Genomic DNA, 21,600 nt, shown 5'->3' on the forward strand with positions numbered 1-21,600 from the left:
AAGTGGGGCCTGGACTACATGAACTCCCGCTACGGCTCCCCCGTCGGCGCCTGGAACTTCTGGCAGGCCAACCACTGGTACTAAACACCGGTGACACCGCGGCACACCCCACGCCGCACCACGACACACGCAGGCCCCGGCGGCCGGCCTCCCCAGGCCCGGCCACCGGGGCCTTCCGCATCCACGGACTACTCGGCGCCACGCATCACGGTTGACCGGCCCGGGACCGGAGCCGGTGTTCCCTCGGTGACATCCCGTAGGCGGTGCGGAACGCTCGGGTGAAGTCGGAGGCACGTGGCATGCCCCATCGGGCGGCGACCTCGTGGATCGGCAGGGCGCGCAGGGCGGGGTCCGCCAGGTCGGCGCGGGCCCTCTCCAGCCGCTGGGCGCGGATCCACGTGGCGAGCGTCTCGCCCTGCGACTCCTGCGTGAAAACGCGGTGGACGTGGCCGAGGGAGACGTGGTGTGCGGAGGCGATCACGGCCGGTGTCAGCTCCGGGTCGTGCAGTTTCTGCCTGACGAAGGAGCGGATCCGCCTCACCAGGACCGCGTTCCGGGTCTCCTCCGGCAGAACCGTCTCGGCCTGCAGTGTGTGGGCGAACACGGCCGACACCAGGTCGAGCAGCACCGTGCCGAGACGGGGCCCGTCGGAGGTCCGGAGGTGCTCGGCCTGCCGGTCCAAACCGGTCAGGAAGTCCGTCAGGAGGGCTCCGATGCCGTTGTGCAGGGGTAGTTGCCGCCCCAGGAGGCCCTCCACCCGTCCCGGCTGCAGGGGCAGCAGAGCTTTGGGGAAGTCGACTCCCACGCCGGTGATGAGGCCGGGCCGTCCGTCGGCGGTGGCGGTGCCCGCGTCGTCCGCGTACACCTCGCACGGGTGCAGATTGTCGTCCACGAGGAGTCCGAGCGGGCCGACGGTCTCCGTGCGCCTGGTGTCACGCACCAGCGTCAGTCCTCCTTCGAGTACCAACGTCAAGTGGTACAGGTCGGGGTCGGTCCGGCGGACGCTCCTGGCCGTACGGCGCAGGCGCGCCGGTGGGATCGATGTCCGCCAGGCGGTCACCGGCCCCAGCTCCATGCGGTGCAGCTCGGCCCGGAAGTCGTCGGCATGGTCGGTGGTCGCGTCGGTCGCACGGGTCCGGTCGATCAGTTCGCGCCAGCGGTCGAGCCGTTCGCGCGCGGGTACGTCCTCGCCGCGGAACACGGTTCCCAGCACTGCTTCACGCTTCCTTTCCCTTTCGCCCGCCGAGGTGCGGGCGGAACTCGTTCGCGGAACCTGTTCGGTGGGCCGTCCGGTCCCGCTGCCCGGCCGCCGGGGCAGTGGCCGACGGAGGTCGCGGCCGAGGCCCCGGCTGCCGGTCCGGGGCAGGAGGGGATCAGGAGAGTTTCCAGAAGACGATGTCCCGGTCACGGGCGAAGCCGATGCCTTCTCGGCTGAAGACGGTCGGGCCGAGGTCTTTGAGGGTGCCTCGGAGGGTGTGCGATGCGGTGTTCCACAACTGTAGGCCCTCGTCGGCGGTTTCCACGGCGAGTGTCTTCCCCTCGGGGCTGAAGTAGCCGTTCCAGGAACGGAAACCGACATCCCCCGCCACGCGCACGACTGTACTGACAAGAAGGCCCGATCGGCACGGCCGGAGAAGAGGGGGTTGCCCGGATGCCCAGCGCCACCCGCCCTCGCCGACCGCCCCGGACAGGCGATGGGCGAAGCCGGGTTCCGCCGCGTCGACGAGCCTGCGGGCACCCGCGGGTCTATCTCTTGACGGAGACAACCGACTCATCGGGAGCAAGCCATGGGCCTCATCCACATCGAGCTGTTCGCGACCCTCGACCTCGTCGGGCAGGCGCCCGGCGGACCCGACGAGGACCCCGTGGGGTTCCCGTTCGGTGGCTGGCAGGCGCCCCTGCTGGACGAGGTCGCCGGGGCGCAGGTCGGAGCCGCGTACGAGGGGACCGACGCCCTTCTGCTCGGCCGGCGGACGTACGACATCTTCGCCGCCTACTGGCCCCACCAGGAGGGCGGCGAGGACAACGAGATCGCGACCCTCTTCAACAGCGTCCCGAAGTACGTGGCTTCCCGCGGCCGGCCCGACCTCTCGTGGGCGGGGTCCACACAGCTCGGTCCGGACCTGGCCGGCGCGGTGCGCGAGATCCGTGACCGGCACGAGAACGTGAAGGTCGTCGGGAGCCTGAACCTCGTGCAGACCCTCCTGCGCGAGAAGCTCTTCGACCGGATCGACCTCTGGCTGCACCCGATCATGCTCGGTGTCGGGAAGAAGGTCTTCCACGACGGTGTGGTGCCCACCAACGTCACGCTCCTCGCGCCCCCGGCAGCCGGCCCGAAGGGCACCGTGTACCTGCGCTACGGGCTCGCCGGCGGCACGCCTGCGACGGGGGACATGAGCGCGCCCGATCGCGGTGTCGGCAGCGACGACTGAAGCCCACCCGGGCCCGGCGGCAGGGCGGCCGGCCACGGTTCGGCTGCGCCCCCGGGCCGGTGCGGCGGGCCTGTCCGGCGGATCATGCCGGGCAGGCCCGTCGCACCGAGGAGGGTTCAGTGTTGGCCGATTATAGGATCTCGGCTCGTGACGGAGATCGATTACGGACGCTTTCACCAGTGGCTGGAGCAGGCACGCGGCGCGGGTGCGGGGGACTTCGGTGCGCGGTGGGACCTGCTGCGCCGGTTCCAGGAGGAGTGGGGGTACCGGCCCTCCGGCGGTGGGCGCCTGCCCGGGGGCGTCGCGGACGGGCACAAGGCGTACGTCGCGAACCTGCGGGCCGCGGCATCGAGCGGCCCGGCCGGTGACGGGCCGGAGGACGTCGACCGCGCGCTCGCGATACCCGCGGCGCTGGAGGAGTGGTGGGACCTGCCGTTCAACTCGGTGGCGGACCGATGGGAGGACTACGAGACCAACCAGATCTGGCCGCCCACGGTCCGGCCCGACCCCAGTGGCTACGGCATCGCCGGGGGGCTGTCCGACGGCAACCCGTTCGTCGGGCCGGGGGAAGACCCGCGCGTGTGCGTGTTCATGGCCGAGAACCAGTTCTGCAACGAGTGGGGCTACCCCGCGGCCCACGCCCATCTCACCGACCCGCAGGTGCTCGTCTCCGGGGTGGACGAGGAAGGCAGGGACACATGGGTGCTCCAGAGCCGCTCGGTGTCCGAGTTCCTCCTCCAGCTCGCCGTCACCCGGCTGCCCGCCGCGTACGGCTGGACCGCCGAGGAGGACGCGGTCGATCCCGAGGCCGTTGCCCGGCTCCGGGCGGGTCTCCAGCCCATGGGCTTCCTCCCGTGGCGTGAAATGGGAGCACGGACCGAGTTCTTCGGCGGCCGCGACGTGATCGTCGCGCACAACACCGGCCTCGGCGACTTCGAGCTCGTCGCCTACGCACGTACCGAGAAGGCGCTGGAACGGCTGGCTCACGCACTCGGTCTCGACTGGACGGAGTAGTGGCCTGCGCGTCGGCGGACCAGGGAGCGGGGAGCCGCGGCGGGCCGGCGGCCGCCGGCCCCATGCCGCGCGCCGCGTCCTGCGGTTCGTAGGTCCGACCAGCGCTGATGTCCGGGGCCGGTCGAACGCTGGGTGATCGACTACTGATTTCGGCGCCGGGCGTTGTTAGGTTTGATGCGACTGCCGGTGTTTGGGCCGCTCCCGGACGGTTCACGTTTGTCGGTGTGCCCGGCCCGGCGGGCGTCGGCACGACCGTACCCGCCGGGTGCGGCTGCCGGCGGGGGCAGCCGGCGGTGACGGGGGCCGTGACCGCCTGTCCGGCGGCACGAAGAGGGCCGACAGCGAGGAAGCGCGATGGCTACGTTGGACCTGATGGACGTGCAGCTGCGCGAGTTGCTGCTGGTGGAGAGCCAGCGGATGGCGCAGCAGGTGTTCGCGCTGGTGGAGTCGGGCGGTGTGATCGCGCCGGGGCGCAGCGAGCGGGAGGCCGGCGAGCGGATCGCGGAGTCGGCGCGGGCGGTGTTCGGGGAGCGTGCGGGCCGGGGGGCGGGTCGGCTGGTCCGGTCGGGTCCGAACACGCTGGTGGGGGGACGGTGGCCGGGGCGGGTGATCGGTCTGGAGGACGTGGTCGTGGTGGATTTCGGGGCGCTGCTGGGTCCGTACGAGACGGATTTCGCCCGGAGCCTGGCCGTCGGGACGGGTCCGGAGCGCCGCCGGTTCGTGGAGGACCTGGCCGGTGTGGCCGCTGCGGCGGAGCGGGTGTTCCTCGGCGACGAGACCATCACCGGCCGGCAACTGCACGGCGAGGTCCGGGCCCTGGCCGGCAAGGCCGGCCGGACCCTGGGCAGCTGGCACGTCGGGCGGCTGGCCGGCACCGCTCCCGCCACGCACGCCGAGTTCACCCGGTTCGAGGCGTTCATCTGCCCGGACAACGACCGGCCCCTGCGCCGCACTCTGGATCACGGGCGCCCGGCCCACTGGATTCTGGAGATCCACCTCGTGGACGAACGGCGGGGCTACGGCGGAAGCCACAAGCAGCTCCTCGGCCTGTCCTGACTCCGGCCGGCCCCGGCTCACCGGTGGCCGTCCGCCGGCACGGCATCACCGGCTGTTGCCGTGTGCGGGCGGTCCGGTGGACGTGCGGGCGGCGCATGGGCGGTCTCCGGGGAGCCGGAGGGCCTGCTAGAGGTCGGTGTAGGGCGGGATGACGCGCACGATCGCGATCAGGTGCAGGCGCGGCAGCGGCAGGGCGTAGAACCAGCCGTCGCCGAGGAGGGGGATCCGGCGCAGTCCTCCGGGGACGCCTCGGCGTCCGCCTTCGCCGATGTCGGTGACGTCGACCCCGACGTCGGCGAGGGCGACGAGTTCGTCGGCCAGGCGCTCCACCTCGGCCGTGACGTGGGCGGGCAGGCCCTTGATGACCTCGTCGGCGTCGGGGTCGTATTCCCAGCGCCAGCCGGTCACCGGGCTCCGCCGTGCGGGATGCCGGCCTCGGCCGCGGCCCGGTCGAGAATGCGGCCGATCTCGGCGGCCAGGCTACGGGCCTCCTCCACGGACGTGGCGCGGGCCGCCCTGTCTTCGAGGGTGCGCAGGCGGGCGGCCTGGTCCGGGTGGCGTTCGATGGCGACGTAGAGGGCCCACTGGCGCAGGAACCGGCGCATCGGTGCGGAACTGACCTGTTCGCGGGCGCGGGCCACGGCGGTGGCGCGCTCGGCGTCGAAGGTCGGCACCGCGTCCGGGGCGAGTCGGGCCAGGGCGGACCGCAGGTCCTCCGCCGTCGCGGCGGGCTGTGGAACCGGGCGGGCGGAGGAGGGCTCGGGGGCGGTGCTCATGCCGCCTCCGCCCCCGCGGTGCCGTCGGCGCGGCGATGTGCGGCAGCGAGGGTCGAGACGTGCTGGCGGGACCAGCCCACCCGGGCCGCGACCGCGGCCGGCCCGCCGCGGTCGTAGCGGGCGGCGATCCGGCCGGCGGCCTGCCCCAGCGCCGCGCGGGCCCGGTCCAGGGCCTCTGCGTGCGCGTTCACCGCCGCGGCCAGGCGGTCCAGCTCCGCGGCCTCTTCCGGGTCCAGGGCGACCCGTGTGGCGCGAGGGGTGTCGGTCATGGACACCACCCTGCCCGATCGGGTATCGCAACCGCAAGCGCACTTGACGGGTTTGGTGCCCGCCGTCGGCCCCGGCGTCGGGCCGGTCTCCCCCACCGGGCCGGCCGGCGGGTCACGGCCCCTCGGACGCCCCGGCGGTGGTGCGGCAGTCGGGGTGGCCCCAGCGGGTCCCGACCTTGGCGATCGGCTCGCCGGCTCCGTAGGGCCGACCGCACGGGCAGGTGCCCTTGAACTTCGCCTTGAGGACCCGCGATCCGGTCCCCGGGGCGGCTGCGGTGGAGGTCTTGCGGGCAGGGGCCGCGCCCGGCTTGCGGCGGGCCGGCGCGCTGCGTTCCGGCGCGGGTACGGGGAGTTCGGCGGCTCCCAGGGCGGTGCCGGCGGGCTCCTGGGTCGTGGCGGCATCGCTGGCGGCCTGGTCGGCGATGGCGTTGAGGTGGTCGCCGTCCTCGCGGTGGGCGGGCACGTACCGGAACTCGACGTCGCGGCTCGCCAGCAGCCCGTCGATGCTCTCCACCAGTTCGCGGTTGGCGACGGGCTTGCCGGCTGCCGTCTTCCAGCCGTTGCGCTTCCAGTTGGGCAGCCACTGCGTGACGGCCTTCATGGCGTACTGGGAGTCCATCCGCACCTGGAGGGCGGTTCCCGGCGCGACGGCCTCCAGCAGCCGTTGGAGGGCGGTGAGTTCACCGATGTTGTTGGTGGAGCGGCCCAGCGGGCCGGCCTCCCAGCGCTCGGGGCGGCCCTCGGAGTCGGCGATGACCCACGCCCATCCGGCCGGGCCCGGGTTTCCCTTGGCCGCCCCGTCACAGGCGGCGATGATGCGATCGGACATCCCCCGATGATGCCTCACCGCCGCAGTGGACGGAGCCACGCCTCCCGCGCGGGCCGACCGGGTGCGGCCCGCTTGACCTTGACACGGTGACAAGGCCTTCACTGGCGCCGAGGAGGTGGTCCCGATGACCATGCGCGAAGGGGAAACGAACACGATGCTGGCGGTCCGCGGACTGGAGAGCAGCAGCTCGTCGGTGCGGCTGCGGGCGGCCCTGGCGGTAGGGACCGCCGCGGACCCGCGCTCCGTCGACCCGCTGATCGAACGGTGCGCGGTCGAGCCGGTGTTCCACGTGCGGGACATGCTGACCTGGGCGCTGACCCGCCACGCGTCCTCGGTGACGGTGCCGAGGCTGGTCGAGGCGCTCCGCTCGGAGCGCGCGCAGGCACGGAGCCAGGCCCTGCACACGCTGTCCAAGATCGGGGACCGCCGGGTGTGGCCGGAGATCACACGGGCGCTGCTGACCGACGCCGACGACGAGGTGGCACGGAGCGCCTGGCGGGCGGCGGGCGTCCTGCTGCCGGAGGGCGCGGAGACCGGGTTGGCCGAGGTGCTGGCGACGCAGCTCGGGCGCGGCGGGCCCGAGACGCGGTTGAGCCTGAGCCGGGCGCTGGTCGCGCTGGGCGAGGCGGCCGTGCCGGTGCTGGACGCCGCGCTGGCGGATCCGGTAGCCCGGGTGCGCCGGCACGCGCTCGCCACGGAACGGCTGATGCGTGACCCTGATGCCGGGTTCGAGTGCGCCGTCGAGGAGGCGAAGCGGATCGTGGCCGTGGGCCCGGCCGCGGGGGCGGAGTGACGGGCAGTGAGGGGTGACAGGCAGTGAGGAAGGGCAGGCCGTGAGGAGGGCAGGGAGTGAGGGGTGACAGGCCGTGAGGGGTGACGGGCCGTGAGGGGTGACGGGCCGTGTTGATCGGTGAGGTGGCCCGGCGGTCCGGGGTCAGCGCGCGCATGCTCCGGCACTACGAGAAGCTCGGCCTGCTGCGGCCGACGGGGCGTAGCGGGTCGGGCTACCGGGAGTACTCCCCGGAGGACATCCGGCGCATCTTCCACATCGAGAGCCTGCGGTCCCTGGGGCTTTCGCTGCGTGAGGTCGCGCGGGCGCTGGACGATCCCGGCTTCGCGCCCGCCGGTCTCGTCGAGGACCTGGTCCGCCGGACGCGGGAGCGCATCGCGGCGGAGAAGGAGCTGCTCACGCGGCTCCGGCGGATCGGTGCCGCGGAGCCTGCCGGGTGGGAGGACGTCCTCCGCACCATCGCGCTGCTCCATGCCCTGGGGTCGGCGAGCCCCGGCAGACGGCAGCGCGCGGCCCTGTCCGTGGCCGAGAGCGGTGCGGTGCCGGTGGAGGCCCTGGCCGAGGCCGCGCTGGGCGAGTCGGATCCGAACGTCGCCGGAGCCCTGCGCTGGGCGCTGGCGCAGGCGGGCGATGCCGCGCTGGCCCCGTTGGCGGAGGGGCTGGGGTCCTCGTCGGCCGAGGTGAGGAGACGTGCGGCGGGGGCCGTCGCGGAGATTCCCTCCGAGGCGGCGACGGTGCTGCTGCGGGAGGCCCTCGCGGACTCCGACGGCGCGGTCCGCCGGTGTGCGGCCCTGTCCCTCGGGGCGCGCGGGGTGGTGGCGGCGGTCCCGGTACTCACCGACATGATCGTCGAGGAGGCGAACGACGTCGATGCGGCCGATGCCCTGAGCGCGCTGGCCAGTGATCCCCCGGCGGCGGACCGCATCGTCGCCGGGCTCGTCGACCGCCTCGGCCGCGGCGCCGTCGGACCGTCCGCCCGGCTGCGGTTGGCGCAGGCGCTCGCGGACATCCCCGGGAGTGCGGCGTCGGGTGCCCTCGCCGATCTGTCGCGGGACGGGGACCGCGCCGTCGCGCTCACCGCGGCGTACGTTCTGGGGCTGCGCGAGGCCCGGTGACGGAGCCCGCCCGGTGGGCCCGCAGGGGGTCCGGCGCGGCACGCACTCCCCCGGACGCGGATGCTTCAGGTGGCGCGGTGGACGCGCGCGAGGATCAGGACGGTGTCGTCCGTGGCGCTGGCCGGCAGCATGCGGGCGAGGATGCGGTCCGCCGCGTCCTCCAGCGAGCCGCTCGCGGTCCCGGCGTCGAGCTCGCGGGCGGCCGCGGCGATCCCGGCCTCGAGGTCCCGGCCCCGGGTTTCGACCAGGCCGTCGGTGTACAGGGCGAGCACGGCCCCGTCGGGCAGCTCGATCTCGGTGGACCGGAAGGCCACGCCGCCGACGCCGAGGGGGACGCCGAGGCCGTCGCCGCCGGTCTCGACCGTGCCGTCGGCGTGCCGGAGCAGGAGGGGTGGGTGGCCGGCGTTCGCCATGCGGGCCCGACCGGTGTGGGGGTCGTAGACGAGGTAGAGGCAGGTGGCGAACTCGATGCCGGTTTCCCGGGCGCACCGGTCGAGTTCCGTCATCAGGTCGGCGGGGTCGGCGATGTGCCGGGCGAGGGCCTTGGCCGTGATGCGGAGCCGTCCCATCGCGGCCGCCGCGGGGACGCCGTGGCCCATCACGTCGCCCACGACGAGGGCGACACGGTCCCCGGGCAGGGAGACGGCGTCGTACCAGTCGCCGCCCACCTCGGTGATGCGGCTGCCGGGCAGGTAGCGGTGGGCGAGGTCGACGTGCGGGCCGGCGACGGGGGCGGTGGGCAGCAGGGCCCGCTGGAGGGTGAGGGCGATGTCCCGTTCGCGGCTGTAGAGGCGGGCGTTGTCCAGGGAGAGGGCCGCCCGGGAGGCGAGTTCGCCGGCCAGGCTGAGGTCGGCCTCGTCGAACGCCGGGCGGGCCGCGGAACGGCCGAACATGGCGAGTCCCTGGACGGTGCCGCGCGCGATGAGCGGGGCGATGGCGATGCTGGCGAGGCCGCTCTCCAGGAGGAGCCGGGCCCGTTCGCGGTGGGCCACGGTGCGCGTGGTGAACTCCTCGTTCACCGCGACGCTCAGCGGTCGGCCGGTGCGCAGCATGTCGTGGATGCTGGATCCCGGTGGATAGGTGATCGTTTCCAGGCCGCTGACCAGTTCGGGGGCGGGGGGCGGGAGGGTGGTCAGGGCCGCGATCCGGTGGGTCACCAGCGGGAGGGCCGGGTCGAACGGCTCGCGCTCGTCGGCCCACCGTACGAGCTCCACGACCGATCCGTCACAGAAGTCGGGGACGGCGGCCTCGACCAGCTCACGGGCGGTGACGTCCACGTCCAGGGTGGTGCCGATCCGCGCGGTGGCCCGGTCCAGCAGGTCCAGGCGCTGGCGGGCGGCGGTGGCGTCCAGGATGGCCTGCTCCCGGTCGGTCACGTCCAGCAGCAGGCCGCCCACTCCGCGGCGCGTGTCGCCCGCTCCGGTGAGCGGGAAGAGGCTGACCGACCGGACCTGGTCGCGGTCGGGGAAGCCGGGGGTGCGCAGGCCGACCAGGGTGCCGATCACGGTGCGGCCCTCGCGGGCGACGCCTTCCAGGAGGGTGCGGAAGGCGCCGCCGTCGTGGGTGAGCATGACCTCGTCCGTACGGCGGCCGAGGTGGTCCGCCAGGGGCAGTCCGTCCATGTCGGCGAGGGCCTGGTTGAGGTGGACGTAGCGCAGGTCCTGGTCGAGCATGACCAGGCCGATCGGGCAGGTCTCGAAGAGCGAGTCGAGGAACGACAGGTTCGTCTTCACGCGGTCGAGTTCCCCGCCGCGGCTGGCCAGGCCCAGCACCGCGAAGGCGCCGTCCGCCGCGGTCACCGGGAACACGCGGAAACCGCAGTCGAAGACCGTGCCGTCGCGGTGCCGGGCCGGCATCCTTACCCGCCAGTAGCCCAGTGTTCGGGCGTTCTCCACCAGCCGGGCGGCCGGCAGCAGCCCGCCAGCGGCGGCGCTTGCGGGGAAGAGCCCGGCCGCGGGCCGGGCGAGCACCTGTGCGGCCTCGTGGCCGAACAGGCCGCGCGCGCCGGGTCCCCACCAGCAGATCCGCTCCTGACCGTCGATGCCGAAGACGGCGACGGGGACGTGCTCCAGGAGGGAACCCGGTTCGGACCGGATCGGGCCGGCGGCGTCTTCCTCGGCCGGCCGGTGCGGTGGCATGGCGCACCCCCTTCCGCAGGGTGGCGCACGGGCGCGTCCTTCAATTCTGGACGGCATTGCCGTCCGGGTGCGAGCAGGACCACTCCGCCGCCGTCCGGTCGCCGTCCGGCTCACCCCGGCACGGCGTCCCGTGCGGGTGCCGTGTACGGGTGCGACGGACCGACGGGCCGACGGACCGCACCTTGACAACCGGTCATGTTCCTGACAGCAGTGGCACTGCACCACCGCACTCACCACCGCACTCCACTCCACCCACAGGAACGGCACCCACCCAGAAGGGGGCGATCAGCGCATGACCAAGCCCGACAGCGCGGGATCCGACTACGACGTCGTCATCAGCGGAGCCAGCCTCGCCGGCAGCACCGCGGCGATCCTGCTCGCTCGACGCGGTGTCCGCGTCGCACTGCTGGAGCGCCGCTCGGACCCGGCGGCGTACAAGGTGCTGTGCACCCACTCCATCACGGCCAACGCCCACCCCGTGCTGGAGGAACTCGGCCTCGTCCCCGCCCTGGAGAAGGCGGGAGCCGTCCACAACGACGCCCGCTGGTACACCCGCTGGGGATGGATCGAGCCCAGGGCGGCGCCCGCGGGCCCCGAGCTGCCGTACGGGTACAACATCCGTCGCAGCACCCTCGACCCCTTGATCAGGTCCCATGCGGCGAAGACCCCCGGTGTCGATCTGCTCCTCGGCCACCAGGTGACCGGGCTGCTCCGGGAAGCCGGGCGAACCGTCGGCGTGCGCGCGTCGACGCCCCAGGGCGCGCGTGAGATCCGGGCCCGCCTGGTGGTGGGCGCCGACGGCAAGGACTCGGCCGTGGCGAAATTCGCCGAGGTGCCCACGCAACTGCACGAGAACACGCGGTTCGGGTACCTGGCACACTTCCGCAACCTTCCGCTGCACGGGGGAATCGGGCAGACCTGGTTCCTGGAGCCCGACATGGCGTACGCGTTCCCGAACGACGACGGGGTGACGGTCCTCGCGGTGCTCCCGGACAAGAAGCGGCTGCCGGCCTTCCGGGAAGACCTGGAGGGCAGCTTCCGGGCCTTCGTCCGCGCCCTGCCCGAGGCACCGCCCATCGACTCCGCCGAGCTGGTCTCGAAGATCATCGGCACGGTCGACTACCCGCTCCTCACCCGCGAACCGACCGCACCGGGCGTCGCGCTCATCGGCGACGCCGCCCTGACCGGCGACCCCCTGTGGGGAGTGGGCTGCGGGTGGGCCCTGCAGTCCGCGCAGTGGCTGGCGGAGGCGGTCGCCCCGGCCGCGGCCGGCCGGGGCGACCTCGACAAGTCGCTCGCGGCGTACGCTCGCACCCACCGGCGCCGGCTGCGCGGCCACCAGAGCCTGGCCGTGGACTTCGCCAAGGCGCGTCCGTTCAATCCCGGTGAGCGGCTGGTGTTCTCGGCAGCGGCGCGCGACGCGTCGATGGCGCGGCACATGTACTTCTTCGCCGCCCGCCTGATCGGTCCGCTGCGATTCCTGAACCCCGCGGCACTGGCCAAGGCTTCGGCCGTCAACCTCAGGCATCGCGGGGCGGCCTCGCGACCCGCACACCTGTCACGGAAGGGTTCGTGACCGGCCCCTCTCCTTCCGCGCGACCGGCTCGGCTACGGGCCGTGCCGAGGTCGTTCCGCCGTGCCGCTCCGATCATCGTTCCCCTTGATCCGCCGGAGTGAACAACGCCGGGCCCGCGCGGCGGAAACGCTCGCCCGCGGTGCCGCCTCTCCCACGATGATCGGCGGCGGGACCAGGCCGGTCTCCGCCCTCGCGGCTTCACACACCGAGGTGGAGAGATGTCCAGCACGCGCGAACCGGCAGGCCGCCACGGACCGGTCAGTCGCCACGGACCGGCAGTCCGCCTCCGGCCGGGGGCGGGCAGACGGCTGCCCAGACCCCTCGCCTGGCTGCTGACGACCGGTCTGCTGGCCGCGGCGCTCGGCGCGTTGCCGGTGCTGGCCGCCGTACCCGCCCGTGCCGACGCCACGACCATCTCCGTGGACACGCTGCGTACCGGCTGGGACGCGAACGAGCCCGGTCTGGCTCCGTCCCAGGTGTCCAGCTCCGACTTCGGACAGCAGTTCTCCACCACCGTGGACGGCCAGGTCTACGCCCAGCCGCTGGTGGCCGGGAAGACGGTGATCGCGGCCACCGAGAACAACAAGGTCTACGGACTGGACTCGGCGACCGGGAAGATCAACTGGACGGTGAACCTGGGCGCGCCATGGCCGGCCTCGGCCATCGGCTGCGGTGATCTGGTACCGAACATCGGGGTGACCTCGACCCCCGTGTACGACCCCGCCACCAAGACGGTCTACCTCACCGCGAAGGTCAACGACGGGCCCGACGCCGCGCACCCCAACTGGTACGTGCACGCGCTGGACGCCGCCACCGGCGCCGAGCGCAGCGGCTGGCCGGTGAAGGTGCAGGGCGCGCCGGTCAACGATCCGGCCCACCCGTTCAACGCGTTCACCGCCGGTCAGCGTCCGGGCCTGCTCCTGATGGGCGGCTCGGTGTACGCGGCCTTCGCCTCGCACTGCGACCGCGGCCCGTACGTGGGCTACGTGCTGGGCGTCAACACCACGACGCGCGGCACCACGCTGTGGGCGTCCGAGGACGCCTCCGCCAACGGCATGGCCGGCATCTGGACGAGCGGCGGCGGCCTGGTCTCCGACGGGCCGGGCCGGATCATCTTCACCACCGGCAACGGCGTCTCCCCGGCCCCCGGCCCGGGTTCGCAACCGCCGGGCCAGCTCGCGGAGTCGGTGGTCCGGCTGGGGGTCAACAGCGACGGCACGATGTCCGCCCAGGACTTCTTCAGCCCCAGCAACGCACCGATCCTCGACCAGAACGACACGGACCTGGGCTCGGGAGGCCCGGTGGCCCTGCCCGGCCCGACGTTCGGCACGGCCGCGCACCCCCATCTGCTGGTGCAGATCGGCAAGGACGGCCGGCTCTTCCTCCTCGACCGGGACAATCTCGGCGGCCGCAGCCAGGGCCCGGGCGGCACCGATGCCGTCGTGGGCACCTTCGGTCCGTACGAGGGCGTCTGGGGACACCCGGCCGCGTACGGCGCCGAAGGCGGCTACGTCTACACGATCGGCAGCAACGGCCCGCTCCGGGCCCTCGCCTACGGCGTCACCGGCGCGGGCCTGCCCGCACTGACGAACGTGGGCGCCAGCACCGGCCGCTTCGGCTACACCTCGGGCTCGCCCGTCGTCACCTCGACCGGCACCACCCCGGGCTCCGCCCTGGTGTGGGCGATCTACTCGGCCGGCTCCAACGGGGCCAACGCCCAACTGCGGGCGTACGACGCCGTTCCGGTGGGCGGAGTGCTCAACCTGCGCTGGTCCGCCCCGATCGGCATCGCGTCCAAGTTCGCCGTGCCCGCCACCGACGGCGGACGCGTCTACGTCGGCACCCGCGACGGCCACGTGATCGCCTTCGGCCGGCCGGCCAACGCGGCGCTGATCGGCCCTCCCGTGGACTTCGGGAAGGTGGCCGTGGGCACCACCGGGACGGCCACGGCCAAGGTCACGGCGACCCGTGACGTGACGATCACGGCGGTCGGTACCCCCTCGGACAGCAGGTTCTCGGCGGCACCCACCGGTCTGCCGGTCACGCTGCGCACGGGTGACACGTACTCGGTACCGGTGTCGTTCTCGCCGACCGCGGCCGGAGCGGACAGTTCCGTGCTGACCTTCACCACCGATCTCGGCGGTATCGGCCTCGGGCTGAACGGCTACGGCACCACGAGCGGCCTCACGCCCTTCCCGTCCGCCCTGGCCTTCGACACGGTGGCGACGGGAACGACCAAGACCCTCGGGGTGACCTTCACCAACACCGGCACCGCGGCCGAGACCATCTCGGCGAGCAGCACCCCGGGCGCCCCGTTCAGCGTCACGGGCATGCCGGCCAACGGTACGGTCGTCCAGCCCCAGCAGTCGGTCACCGTCCAGGTGAAGTACGCCCCCACGGCCGCCGGCAACCACACCGGCACCCTCTCGGTCACCGGGCAGAACGGCACGGCCACCGTGAGTCTGACCGGCACCGCGGTGACCGGGCAGGCACATCTGACGGTCACTCCGACCTCCACCGACTTCGGCCAGGTGCCGGTCGGGCAGTCGGTCACCAAGACCTTCGACATCAGCAACACCGGCAACATCCCGCTCACCATCACCAAGGCCGCACCGCCCGCGGCTCCGTTCCAGGTCAGCAATCCGCTGAGCGAGGGCCAGGTCATCGGTCCGGAGGACGTGGTCCACCAGGCCGTCACCTTCTCCCCGACCTCCGTGGGCGCGGTCACCGGCACGTACCAGATCACCTCCGACGACGGCCGGGGGCCCCAGAACGAGGCGCTCACCGGCACCGGTATCGCCGGACCCGCCGGGGTCACCGTCCCGGCACCCGGAGCGGGGGGCTGGAACCTCAACGGATCCGCGCAGCTCTCGGGCGACGACCTCCAGCTCACCCAGACCGGCAAGACCCAGGCCGGCTCGGCGGTCTTCCCCGTCCCCGTGGTCACCGACGGCCTGAAGGCGACGTTCAACACCGTCATCGGCGGCGGCACCGGTGCCGACGGACTGACCTTCAGCCTGCTGGACCCGTCCCGGACCACCCCGAGCTCCCTCGGCCGGGCCGGCGGTGGCCTCGGCTGGTCGGGGCTGCCGGGCGTGGCGGTCACCTTCGACACCTTCCGCAACCGGGCCGACCCCTCGTCGAACTTCGTCGGCATCGCCACCGCGGCGAGCGGCGACTCCCTCACCTACGCGGAGACCAACACCACCGTCCCCGCCCTGCGCACGGGCACCCACGCCGTTTCGGTCTCCGTGTCCGGGACCACGCTGACCGTCTCCATGGACGGCACGCAGGTGCTCCAGAAGAGCGTGCCCACGCTGACCCCGACGGCGCTGCTCGCGTTCACCGGCGGTACCGGCTGGGTGACCGACATCCACACCGTGCGGAACGTCGCCATCACCGCGGCCTCCTACGCCAACGCGCCGCCCGGGCCCAACGGCTGGACGCTCAACGGCTCCGCCAAACTGTCCGGCACCGATCTGGTGCTGACCACGGCCGTGCCCAACACCGCCGGCTCGGCCCTCCAGGCCACCGCCGTACCCTCGGCCCGCCTGCGGGCCAGGTTCACCGCCGCGATCGGCGGCGGCACCGGCGCCGACGGCCTCGCCCTCCTGCTGCTGGACGCCTCCAAGGCGACCCCCACCGCGCTGGGCAGGGGCGGGGGCGGCCTCGGCTACCGGGGACTGCCCGGCGTCGCCGTCACCCTGGACACCTGGCAGAACACCGGCGACCCTTCGGCCAACTTCATCGGAGTGGCCACCGGGTCCACGGGGTACGCGGCCACCTCGACCGCCGTTCCGAGCCTCCGCACCGGCACGCACGTGGTGGACGTGACCGTGACCACGGCCGGACACCTGCTGGTCGCCGTCGACGGCCGACAGGTCATCGACACCGCGGTGGCCCTGCCGCAGAACGTGCTGGTCGGGTTCAGCGGCGCCACGGGCGCTTCCACGGACAACCACACGGTGAGGGGGGTGCAGATCTCCTACTGAGACGCACGGTGGATCAGGCCCCCGGCCGGGATCGCGACTGCGGTCCGGCCGGGGGCCGTCCCGTGTCGCCCTGCGACGCCGTCGCGATGCGTCGTCACCGGCGGCGGTCGGGATGACGGCCATGACAGACGGAACCAGTCGGCTTGCCGCGCCGCGGCGCCAACCCCGGTGAGCAGTTACGAAGTTGTTGCAGGGGTTGTGGTCTCCGGCACAGCGCTCGCGCCCGCCGTGCTGGTGGGGTCGGGTGGTGGCGTACTTCCTGTTGCTTCTCGTCCCGGCCGGTCTGATCTTTCCGTTCGTCTTCGCGGGGCGGGCGGTCGGTGTCCTGGCCCGGGCCGGCGGACCTCGGGGTGCCGACAGCATGACCTGGCTGCGGACCGCCGGGTTCGTCCAGGCGGCGATCGCGGTGGGCGTGTACGGCTGGGGCCTGCTGCACGTCACCGGCGCGGTCGTGTCGGCGGAGGACGGCGGGACGAATTCGATCCCCATCCAGCCCTGCCGTACCCCGGGCTGGGAGTACCGGGCGGAGGGAATCACGGGCTACCGGGTGGAATACGTGCCGCTGCGGTTCGTCTGCGAGGCCGACGACGTCGGCGACTACGCCACCTCCGTCCCCGGCTACGTCAATCCGGTCTTCTTCGTCCTGGGGCTCGGAGCCGCCGTCTGCCTCACCGTCGCGGCGCTGGATTCCGACGGCAGCCGCGGGCGGGACGGCACCGAGGCGTAGCCCGGCGCCCGGTTCGCCGCGCGGGCGTCCTGTGCATCGCCCATGCTGAGAAGTAGGGCGCCGTCGGTCCGAGGCTTGTCCCTCCCAGGGCCGAAGGGGGCGCCCGAGAGGAGGAAGCCATGCGCATCCGAAGAATGCTGGGCCTGGCCCTGGCCGCAGCGACCCTGGCCGGCGCGAGCGCCATCGGCGCTGTCAGCGCTCAGGCCGCCGGGTCTCCGACCATCACCGGTGACGAGTGCACGGCTGCGGGCGGACAGATCACGTCGGTCCCCTACGGAGGCACCACCTGCACGTTGCCCGACGGAACCAAGCAGCGGATCACTTGACGGGCCTCGCGGCCCGAACCACCTGAACCCGGTCCGCGGATCCCCATCGGACCGGACACAGCCATCGCCGGCCGGTCCCTCAGCCCCACTCCCGGCGAGCCCGGCCTCCCGTGCAACCCTCTGACCTCGGCGCGAGTCACATCTCGTCGAGACCGGAGGAGAGTGCGTGTTCACGAGGATCGGACCCGTCGTGCGGACGGGCGGTGGGGGAACGCGCCGTGCGGCGCTGGCGGCCGTCCTGCCGGGAGTGGTGGTCACGGGCTGCGGCGACCAGACGGACGCGGCGCAGCGCGAACGGCGCCACCCGTACACCGCGCTCGAGGAGCTGCCGGAGTTCCTGGCGCCGGACGGGACCACGATCGTCGTGGGCGACCGGAGCCGCTTGCCCTTCCGTGTGTACGAGGACCTGCGGTGTGACACCTGCCGGGAGTTCGAGGTGGACGGCGCGGGCCTCCTCCCGATGTTCGTGGACGGCTACCGCTGAGCGGTGGAACGCGTTCGCAGCGGGGCTCCGGCGCCATCCGCTCCGGCGCCATCCGCCCCGGCAGCATTCGCTCCCGCGCAATTCGCTCGCGTGCGCGATCGGTTCGGCGGAAGATGTCCTGGCCGCCGTACCACCGCCGAGGAGAATCGCCATGACCCGTACGCCGCACGCCCACGCCGCCCTCGACGGCCTGGTGACGGGCGATGCCTTCGGCGACAGCTGGTTCACCTTGTCCGGCGAGGACGTCGAGGGGCAGTGGGCCGCGCGGAGCCCGCGACCGGGACCGTGGTCGTGGACGGACGATTCCGCCATGGCGTGCGTCCTGTTCGCCCACCTCGTGACCCACGGCGAGGTACGTCCCGACGACCTGGCGCGCGCGTTCGCCGCCGAGTACGCACGGGACCCGGGACGCAAGTACGGCCCGTCGATGCACGGGGTGCTGCGGAGCATCGGCGAGGGCCGGTCCTGGCGGGCCGTCACCACCGCCCAGTTCGAGGGCCAGGGCTCCTACGGCAACGGCGCGGCAATGCGGGTTGCCCCGCTCGGTGCCTGGTTCCGGGACGATCTCGCGGCCGCGGCGGAGCAGGCCCGGCTGTCGGCCCTGACCACCCACGCCCATCCCGAAGCCGTCGCGGGTGCCGTGGCCGTCGCGGTGGCCGCGGCGCTGGCGGCGGCCCCGGAGGGGCAAGGCGTCCCCTCACGGTCCGAGTTCCTGCGGGAGGTCGCCGACCACGTGCCGGTCGGCGACGTCCGCTCCGGGCTGCTGGTCGCCGCGTCCTTCTCCGCGCGCACGTCCGTACGCCACGCGGCGTCCGTACTCGGCTCGGGATACCGGATCTCTGCTCCGGACACGGTCCCGTTCGCCCTGTGGAGCGCCGCGGGCCACCTGGACGACCTGACCGAGGCGTTGTGGATGACCGTTGGCGGCTGGGGCGACCGGGACACCACCTGTGCGATCGTCGGCGGGGTGGTGGCCGCCCGCACCGGCACGGGTGGGATCCCCGCCGCCTGGCGCACGGTCCTCGAAGGCGTCCCGGCGTGGAGCCTGCGGGCCTGAGGGCCCGGAAGCCGGCAGAGGGCGGCCGGGCAGCTCCGCCGCCCGGCCGCCCGCCCCGTCCCTAGGACGCGGGCGCCGGCGGGATCGCCTCGGCCGGGGCCACCGGCGGCGCGATCCGCAGCGGGGCCACCGTGGTCGGCACGAGATCCTTGTGGACGGCCTTGGCGATGGCCTGGATGGTGGCGACGCCGTACTCCATCGTGCTGTTGTCCTGGGTCAGGACCGACATGTAGTAGTCGTGCCCGCCGCCCTGGAAGGCACCCACGCTGTGGACCCGCCAGCCGTGCGTGGCACGCGGCAGCCAGCCGTTCTTGACGTGCACCTTCACCGTGGACGGCGCGCCGGCGGGCGTGCCCCAGCGCTGCGAGGCGACGACCTGGTTCATCAGCTTGAGGATGTAGGCGCGGGAGTTGTCGCTGAGCACCGTGTTCTTGGCGGTGATGAGCGACAGCAGGCGCTGCTCGTCCTGGACGGTGATCTGGGTGAGCCCCCAGTAGCCGTTCGCGCCGGGCACGGTGTGCGTCATCCCGGCCGCGGTGAGGAAGCCCTTGATCTTCGTCATGCCGAGCTGCTTCCACAGCGCGGTCGTGGCGTTGTTGTCGGACTTGGTGATCATCGCGGTCGCCAGGTCCACCTCGCGCTGCGTGAGGTAGCGGTTCGTCTTCTTCGCGTCCCAGAGGAGGGCCGCCAGGACGGTCACCTTGACGACGCTCGCCGAGTCGTACGCGGACGTCGAACGGAAGGTGCAGGTGGTCTTCGTGGTGCGGTCGTACAGGCCGATCGCGATGGCGCCCTTGCGGTTCGCCATGGCCGCCGTGATGTCCTTCTGGAGCTTGGCGGCGAGCCCGGCCTTGGCGGAGGTGCAGGCGACCGTCGGGGCGGCCGCGGCGGGCGTGGCGGCGGCGAGCGGTACGAGTACCCCGGCCGCGAGGCCTGCGGAGAGCATGCGGGCGCGCCGGGATATCCGGTGAGTCATTGGAGGCTTCCCATCCCCTTTGTCGCGGAACGAGTGCGCTCCCGCGCACTCCACCGACATGACTCATGGCTCGGCCGGAAGGTTGCACCGGGATCGAAGAAATGTTCAGTCCGGCGGAAGGTGCTGTGCGCGGAGCCTGGCGTGGGCACCGGCCTTCGGTCCCACGGAGCCGTCCGGGGTATTCGGCTGGTCCGTCCGGTCCTCCTCCACGCGCATCGGGCGGTTCGGGCGGGCCCACGCGCCTAGCGTCGGCTGCGCGACCGGCACACGGGCGACCACAGGAAGACGGGGAGATAGGGCCAGATAGGGTGAGATGGGGAGGTAGGGGGACAGAGGGACAGGGCGACGGCAGGTCGGTGCCGTGCATGCAGGAGGTCTTGATGTCGGGTACCGCGGTCTCGGGCGCGCCGGAACGGCGGCGTGCGCGGCGGCGTCGTGGCCGAGTCCGGTCGTCCGCGGCCGCCGCTCCTTAGGTGGCGGGCACCCGTCCGGACCGGCCTCCCGGCGAAGGTTCCCGGTCCTGCGAGGTCTCCCCGTCGTCCCGCCGGCACTTCGTCGTCCTCGCCATGGGCTGTGCCGGCGGCATGGTCATGCTGGACCAGACCGTCGTCGCGATCGCCCTCGATCCGGTGGCGCAGAGCCTGGACCTGACCACGTTCGTCATGCACGCCCTCGTGCTCGTCTACAGCCTGACGTGGTCCGCGTTCACCCCGGTCGGCGCCATGGTCTCGCGTCGGTTCGGTCTCCTGTTCACCTTCCGGCTGGGGACCGCGGTGTTCGCGGTCGCTTCCGGGCTCTGCGGCCTCACGCCGGGCGGTGACGCCGCCGAGCCGTACGTGCTCACGGTGCGGGCCGTGCAGGGCGTGGGGGCCGCGCTGATGCTGCCGGTGGCCACGACGTTGATCGCGGACGTGTACGGGGAGCACGAACGCGGCCGGGCGCTGGCGACCTACGCGGGCCTGGCGCAGGTCTTCTTCGTCGTCGGTCCCGTGGTGGGGGCGGTCCTCATCGAGTTCCTCGGCTGGCGTTCGGTCTTCCTCGTCAACGTGCCCGTCGGCGCGCTGACCCTGTGGGCGATGGCCGCGGCACGCGTACGGGGGAAGGCCGCGGGCGACCCGCTCACCGCGGGTCAGCCCCTCGCCGTGGTCCTGTCGCTGGGCCTGTTCGTCTTCGGGCTCTACCAGTGCGGGATCTGGGGCATCACCGACCGCAGAACGCTCACCGCACTGGTGGGGGGAGCGATCACGCTGGCGTTGGCGGCGCGGCTCCTCCTGCGGTCTCCGAGGCCCCTCGTCGACCTGCGCCTGCTGCGTATCCGTCCCTACGCGGTGGAGGTGGCGCTCACCTTCATGGTGCAGGCCTCGCAGTTGATCCTGCTGGTGCACGGCACCCTGTTCCTGCGGCAGGCGATGGACCTGTCCCTGCGGGCCACCGGCATCCGCTTGCTCCCTCTGGTCACTGCCCTGGCCGCCGGTACCTTCCTGTCCGGGTACCTGCTGGACCGCTTCCGCTCGGTCCGGGTGCCCGTCCTGTCCGGCCTGGCGGCAGCCACGTTGGGTGCGGTGGTCTGGACGCTCGCGCTGCCGACGGGCGAGTACCTGTGGCAGGTGCCCGGGATGATCCTCGCGGGACTCGGGATGGGCGTGCCCGTACCCGCCTTGAGCGCCGAGATGATGCGCGCGGTGCCCGCCGGCAAGCGGGCCGACGCGTCCGTCCTCCGGCAGACGTTCCGGCAGTTGGGCGGGGCGATCGGGCTGGCGAGCGCGGGGGCCGTCGTACTGGGCGTCAATGACGACGCGGCGGACGGGGCCGGCATCGTCAGCGCCGCGGCCACCCCCGGCGCCTTCCTGGTCGCGAGCAGTGTGCTGGGCATCGCTCTGCTGATCGCGGCCGTGCTGCTGCCGGACCGGCCGCGTACCTGATGTGCCGCGCCCGGGTACCCGTAGCCGGGCCCCGGTGAGCTTCCCGCGCTCCCCCGCGCACTCGTCGGGGCCTGGCCTTCCCGCGATGTTGCGCTGTGGAAGAAACGCCTTGGCCGTCGGC

At 73.2% G+C, this 21,600-nt stretch carries 21 protein-coding genes; 13 read left to right on the top strand and 8 right to left on the bottom strand.

Annotation, left to right across the window (positions count from 1 at the left end; genetic code table 11):
• The coding region (locus AC067U_RS32990) for an aggregation-promoting factor C-terminal-like domain-containing protein (protein ID WP_478833639.1) at window positions 1-84 on the top strand (84 nt) is incomplete at its 5' end.
• Between the two features lie 121 nt (window positions 85-205).
• On the opposite strand, the gene AC067U_RS32995 is transcribed toward AC067U_RS32990, so the two are convergent.
• Complete coding sequence (locus AC067U_RS32995; protein ID WP_478833502.1) at window positions 206-1,213, bottom strand: AraC family transcriptional regulator; 1,008 nt, start codon at window positions 1,211-1,213, stop codon at window positions 206-208.
• Window positions 1,214-1,373: 160 nt separating this feature from the next.
• The gene (locus tag AC067U_RS33000) at window positions 1,374-1,589 is read right to left on the bottom strand and encodes a hypothetical protein (RefSeq protein WP_478833503.1); all 216 of its coding nucleotides are present in this window, start codon (window positions 1,587-1,589) and stop codon (window positions 1,374-1,376) included.
• Between the two features lie 198 nt (window positions 1,590-1,787).
• Here AC067U_RS33000 and AC067U_RS33005 point away from each other — a divergent pair, with 198 nt between their 5' ends.
• From AC067U_RS33005 to AC067U_RS33015, 3 genes are all read left to right on the top strand, one after another.
• Complete coding sequence (locus AC067U_RS33005) at window positions 1,788-2,432, top strand: dihydrofolate reductase family protein (RefSeq protein WP_478833504.1); 645 nt, start codon at window positions 1,788-1,790, stop codon at window positions 2,430-2,432.
• A 147-nt stretch (window positions 2,433-2,579) separates the two neighbouring features.
• Window positions 2,580-3,446 (top strand): hypothetical protein, encoded by an 867-nt coding sequence (locus AC067U_RS33010; protein ID WP_478833505.1) that lies wholly within the window; start codon window positions 2,580-2,582, stop codon window positions 3,444-3,446.
• A 354-nt stretch (window positions 3,447-3,800) separates the two neighbouring features.
• Window positions 3,801-4,502: a M24 family metallopeptidase gene (locus tag AC067U_RS33015; protein ID WP_478833506.1), complete on the top strand. Its 702-nt coding sequence runs from the start codon at window positions 3,801-3,803 to the stop codon at window positions 4,500-4,502.
• Window positions 4,503-4,628: 126 nt separating this feature from the next.
• Here the strand turns inward: AC067U_RS33015 and AC067U_RS33020 are convergent, their stop codons facing one another.
• The 4 genes from AC067U_RS33020 to AC067U_RS33035 form a co-directional block, all read right to left on the bottom strand.
• Window positions 4,629-4,910, bottom strand: a complete 282-nt coding sequence (locus AC067U_RS33020; RefSeq protein WP_478833507.1) for a hypothetical protein — start codon at window positions 4,908-4,910, stop codon at window positions 4,629-4,631.
• Entirely contained in the window at window positions 4,907-5,278 is a 372-nt protein-coding gene (locus AC067U_RS33025) for a DUF6247 family protein (RefSeq protein WP_478833508.1), read from the bottom strand. Before AC067U_RS33025 ends, AC067U_RS33020 begins: the two co-directional genes overlap by 4 nt.
• The gene (locus AC067U_RS33030; protein WP_478833509.1) at window positions 5,275-5,547 is read right to left on the bottom strand and encodes a hypothetical protein; all 273 of its coding nucleotides are present in this window, start codon (window positions 5,545-5,547) and stop codon (window positions 5,275-5,277) included. Before AC067U_RS33030 ends, AC067U_RS33025 begins: the two co-directional genes overlap by 4 nt.
• Window positions 5,548-5,659: 112 nt before the next feature.
• The gene (locus AC067U_RS33035) at window positions 5,660-6,376 is read right to left on the bottom strand and encodes a ribonuclease H family protein (RefSeq protein WP_478833510.1); all 717 of its coding nucleotides are present in this window, start codon (window positions 6,374-6,376) and stop codon (window positions 5,660-5,662) included.
• Window positions 6,377-6,500: 124 nt separating this feature from the next.
• Here AC067U_RS33035 and AC067U_RS33040 point away from each other — a divergent pair, with 124 nt between their 5' ends.
• Both AC067U_RS33040 and AC067U_RS33045 read left to right on the top strand, forming a co-directional pair.
• The gene (locus AC067U_RS33040) at window positions 6,501-7,169 is read left to right on the top strand and encodes a HEAT repeat domain-containing protein (RefSeq protein ID WP_478833511.1); all 669 of its coding nucleotides are present in this window, start codon (window positions 6,501-6,503) and stop codon (window positions 7,167-7,169) included.
• A 107-nt stretch (window positions 7,170-7,276) separates the two neighbouring features.
• Window positions 7,277-8,281 carry a MerR family transcriptional regulator gene (locus AC067U_RS33045; RefSeq protein WP_478833512.1) on the top strand — a complete coding sequence of 335 codons (1,005 nt, stop codon included), beginning with the start codon at window positions 7,277-7,279 and terminating at the stop codon, window positions 8,279-8,281.
• 65 nt (window positions 8,282-8,346) lie between these two features.
• Here AC067U_RS33045 and AC067U_RS33050 read toward each other — a convergent pair whose 3' ends face one another.
• A complete protein-coding gene (locus tag AC067U_RS33050) occupies window positions 8,347-10,419 on the bottom strand; it encodes a SpoIIE family protein phosphatase (protein ID WP_478833513.1) in 2,073 nt (690 codons plus the stop codon).
• Window positions 10,420-10,711: 292 nt separating this feature from the next.
• On the opposite strand from AC067U_RS33050, the gene AC067U_RS33055 reads away from it, so the two are divergent.
• The 6 genes from AC067U_RS33055 (at window position 10,712) to AC067U_RS33080 (ending at window position 18,581) form a co-directional block, all read left to right on the top strand.
• On the top strand, window positions 10,712-11,995 hold the full coding sequence (locus AC067U_RS33055; protein WP_478833514.1) for an NAD(P)/FAD-dependent oxidoreductase: 1,284 nt from the start codon (window positions 10,712-10,714) through the stop codon (window positions 11,993-11,995).
• Between the two features lie 218 nt (window positions 11,996-12,213).
• The gene (locus tag AC067U_RS33060) at window positions 12,214-15,987 is read left to right on the top strand and encodes a choice-of-anchor D domain-containing protein (RefSeq protein ID WP_478833515.1); all 3,774 of its coding nucleotides are present in this window, start codon (window positions 12,214-12,216) and stop codon (window positions 15,985-15,987) included.
• A 244-nt stretch (window positions 15,988-16,231) separates the two neighbouring features.
• A complete protein-coding gene (locus AC067U_RS33065) occupies window positions 16,232-16,714 on the top strand; it encodes a hypothetical protein (protein WP_478833516.1) in 483 nt (160 codons plus the stop codon).
• A gap of 119 nt (window positions 16,715-16,833) precedes the next feature.
• Window positions 16,834-17,040, top strand: a complete 207-nt coding sequence (locus AC067U_RS33070; protein ID WP_478833517.1) for a hypothetical protein — start codon at window positions 16,834-16,836, stop codon at window positions 17,038-17,040.
• A gap of 166 nt (window positions 17,041-17,206) precedes the next feature.
• The gene (locus AC067U_RS33075; protein WP_478833518.1) at window positions 17,207-17,524 is read left to right on the top strand and encodes a hypothetical protein; all 318 of its coding nucleotides are present in this window, start codon (window positions 17,207-17,209) and stop codon (window positions 17,522-17,524) included.
• A gap of 151 nt (window positions 17,525-17,675) precedes the next feature.
• Window positions 17,676-18,581 (top strand): ADP-ribosylglycohydrolase family protein, encoded by a 906-nt coding sequence (locus AC067U_RS33080; protein ID WP_478833519.1) that lies wholly within the window; start codon window positions 17,676-17,678, stop codon window positions 18,579-18,581.
• A gap of 61 nt (window positions 18,582-18,642) precedes the next feature.
• Here AC067U_RS33080 and AC067U_RS33085 read toward each other — a convergent pair whose 3' ends face one another.
• Entirely contained in the window at window positions 18,643-19,557 is a 915-nt protein-coding gene (locus AC067U_RS33085; RefSeq protein ID WP_478833520.1) for a serine hydrolase, read from the bottom strand.
• Window positions 19,558-20,030: 473 nt separating this feature from the next.
• Here AC067U_RS33085 and AC067U_RS33090 point away from each other — a divergent pair, with 473 nt between their 5' ends.
• Entirely contained in the window at window positions 20,031-21,479 is a 1,449-nt protein-coding gene (locus AC067U_RS33090) for an MFS transporter (RefSeq protein ID WP_478833521.1), read from the top strand.
• The last annotated feature ends 121 nt before the right edge of the window (window positions 21,480-21,600 follow it).

The organism is Streptomyces sp. NPDC043853 (genome assembly GCF_056436025.1).

Excerpts from the sequence above, each read along its gene's own strand:
- AC067U_RS33070 (WP_478833517.1), top strand. The coding sequence starts at position 16,834 with ATGCGCATCCGAAGAATGCTGGGCCTGGCCCTGGCCGCAGCGACCCTG.
- AC067U_RS33060 (WP_478833515.1), top strand. The coding sequence starts at position 12,214 with ATGTCCAGCACGCGCGAACCGGCAGGCCGCCACGGACCGGTCAGTCGC.
- AC067U_RS33040 (WP_478833511.1), top strand. The coding sequence starts at position 6,501 with ATGACCATGCGCGAAGGGGAAACGAACACGATGCTGGCGGTCCGCGGA.
- AC067U_RS33015 (WP_478833506.1), top strand. The coding sequence starts at position 3,801 with ATGGCTACGTTGGACCTGATGGACGTGCAGCTGCGCGAGTTGCTGCTG.
- AC067U_RS33030 (WP_478833509.1), bottom strand. The coding sequence starts at position 5,547 with ATGACCGACACCCCTCGCGCCACACGGGTCGCCCTGGACCCGGAAGAG.
- AC067U_RS33055 (WP_478833514.1), top strand. The coding sequence starts at position 10,712 with ATGACCAAGCCCGACAGCGCGGGATCCGACTACGACGTCGTCATCAGC.
- AC067U_RS33085 (WP_478833520.1), bottom strand. The coding sequence starts at position 19,557 with ATGACTCACCGGATATCCCGGCGCGCCCGCATGCTCTCCGCAGGCCTC.
- AC067U_RS33080 (WP_478833519.1), top strand. The coding sequence starts at position 17,676 with ATGACCCGTACGCCGCACGCCCACGCCGCCCTCGACGGCCTGGTGACG.
- AC067U_RS33025 (WP_478833508.1), bottom strand. The coding sequence starts at position 5,278 with ATGAGCACCGCCCCCGAGCCCTCCTCCGCCCGCCCGGTTCCACAGCCC.
- AC067U_RS33050 (WP_478833513.1), bottom strand. The coding sequence starts at position 10,419 with ATGCCACCGCACCGGCCGGCCGAGGAAGACGCCGCCGGCCCGATCCGG.
- AC067U_RS33005 (WP_478833504.1), top strand. The coding sequence starts at position 1,788 with ATGGGCCTCATCCACATCGAGCTGTTCGCGACCCTCGACCTCGTCGGG.
- AC067U_RS33035 (WP_478833510.1), bottom strand. The coding sequence starts at position 6,376 with ATGTCCGATCGCATCATCGCCGCCTGTGACGGGGCGGCCAAGGGAAAC.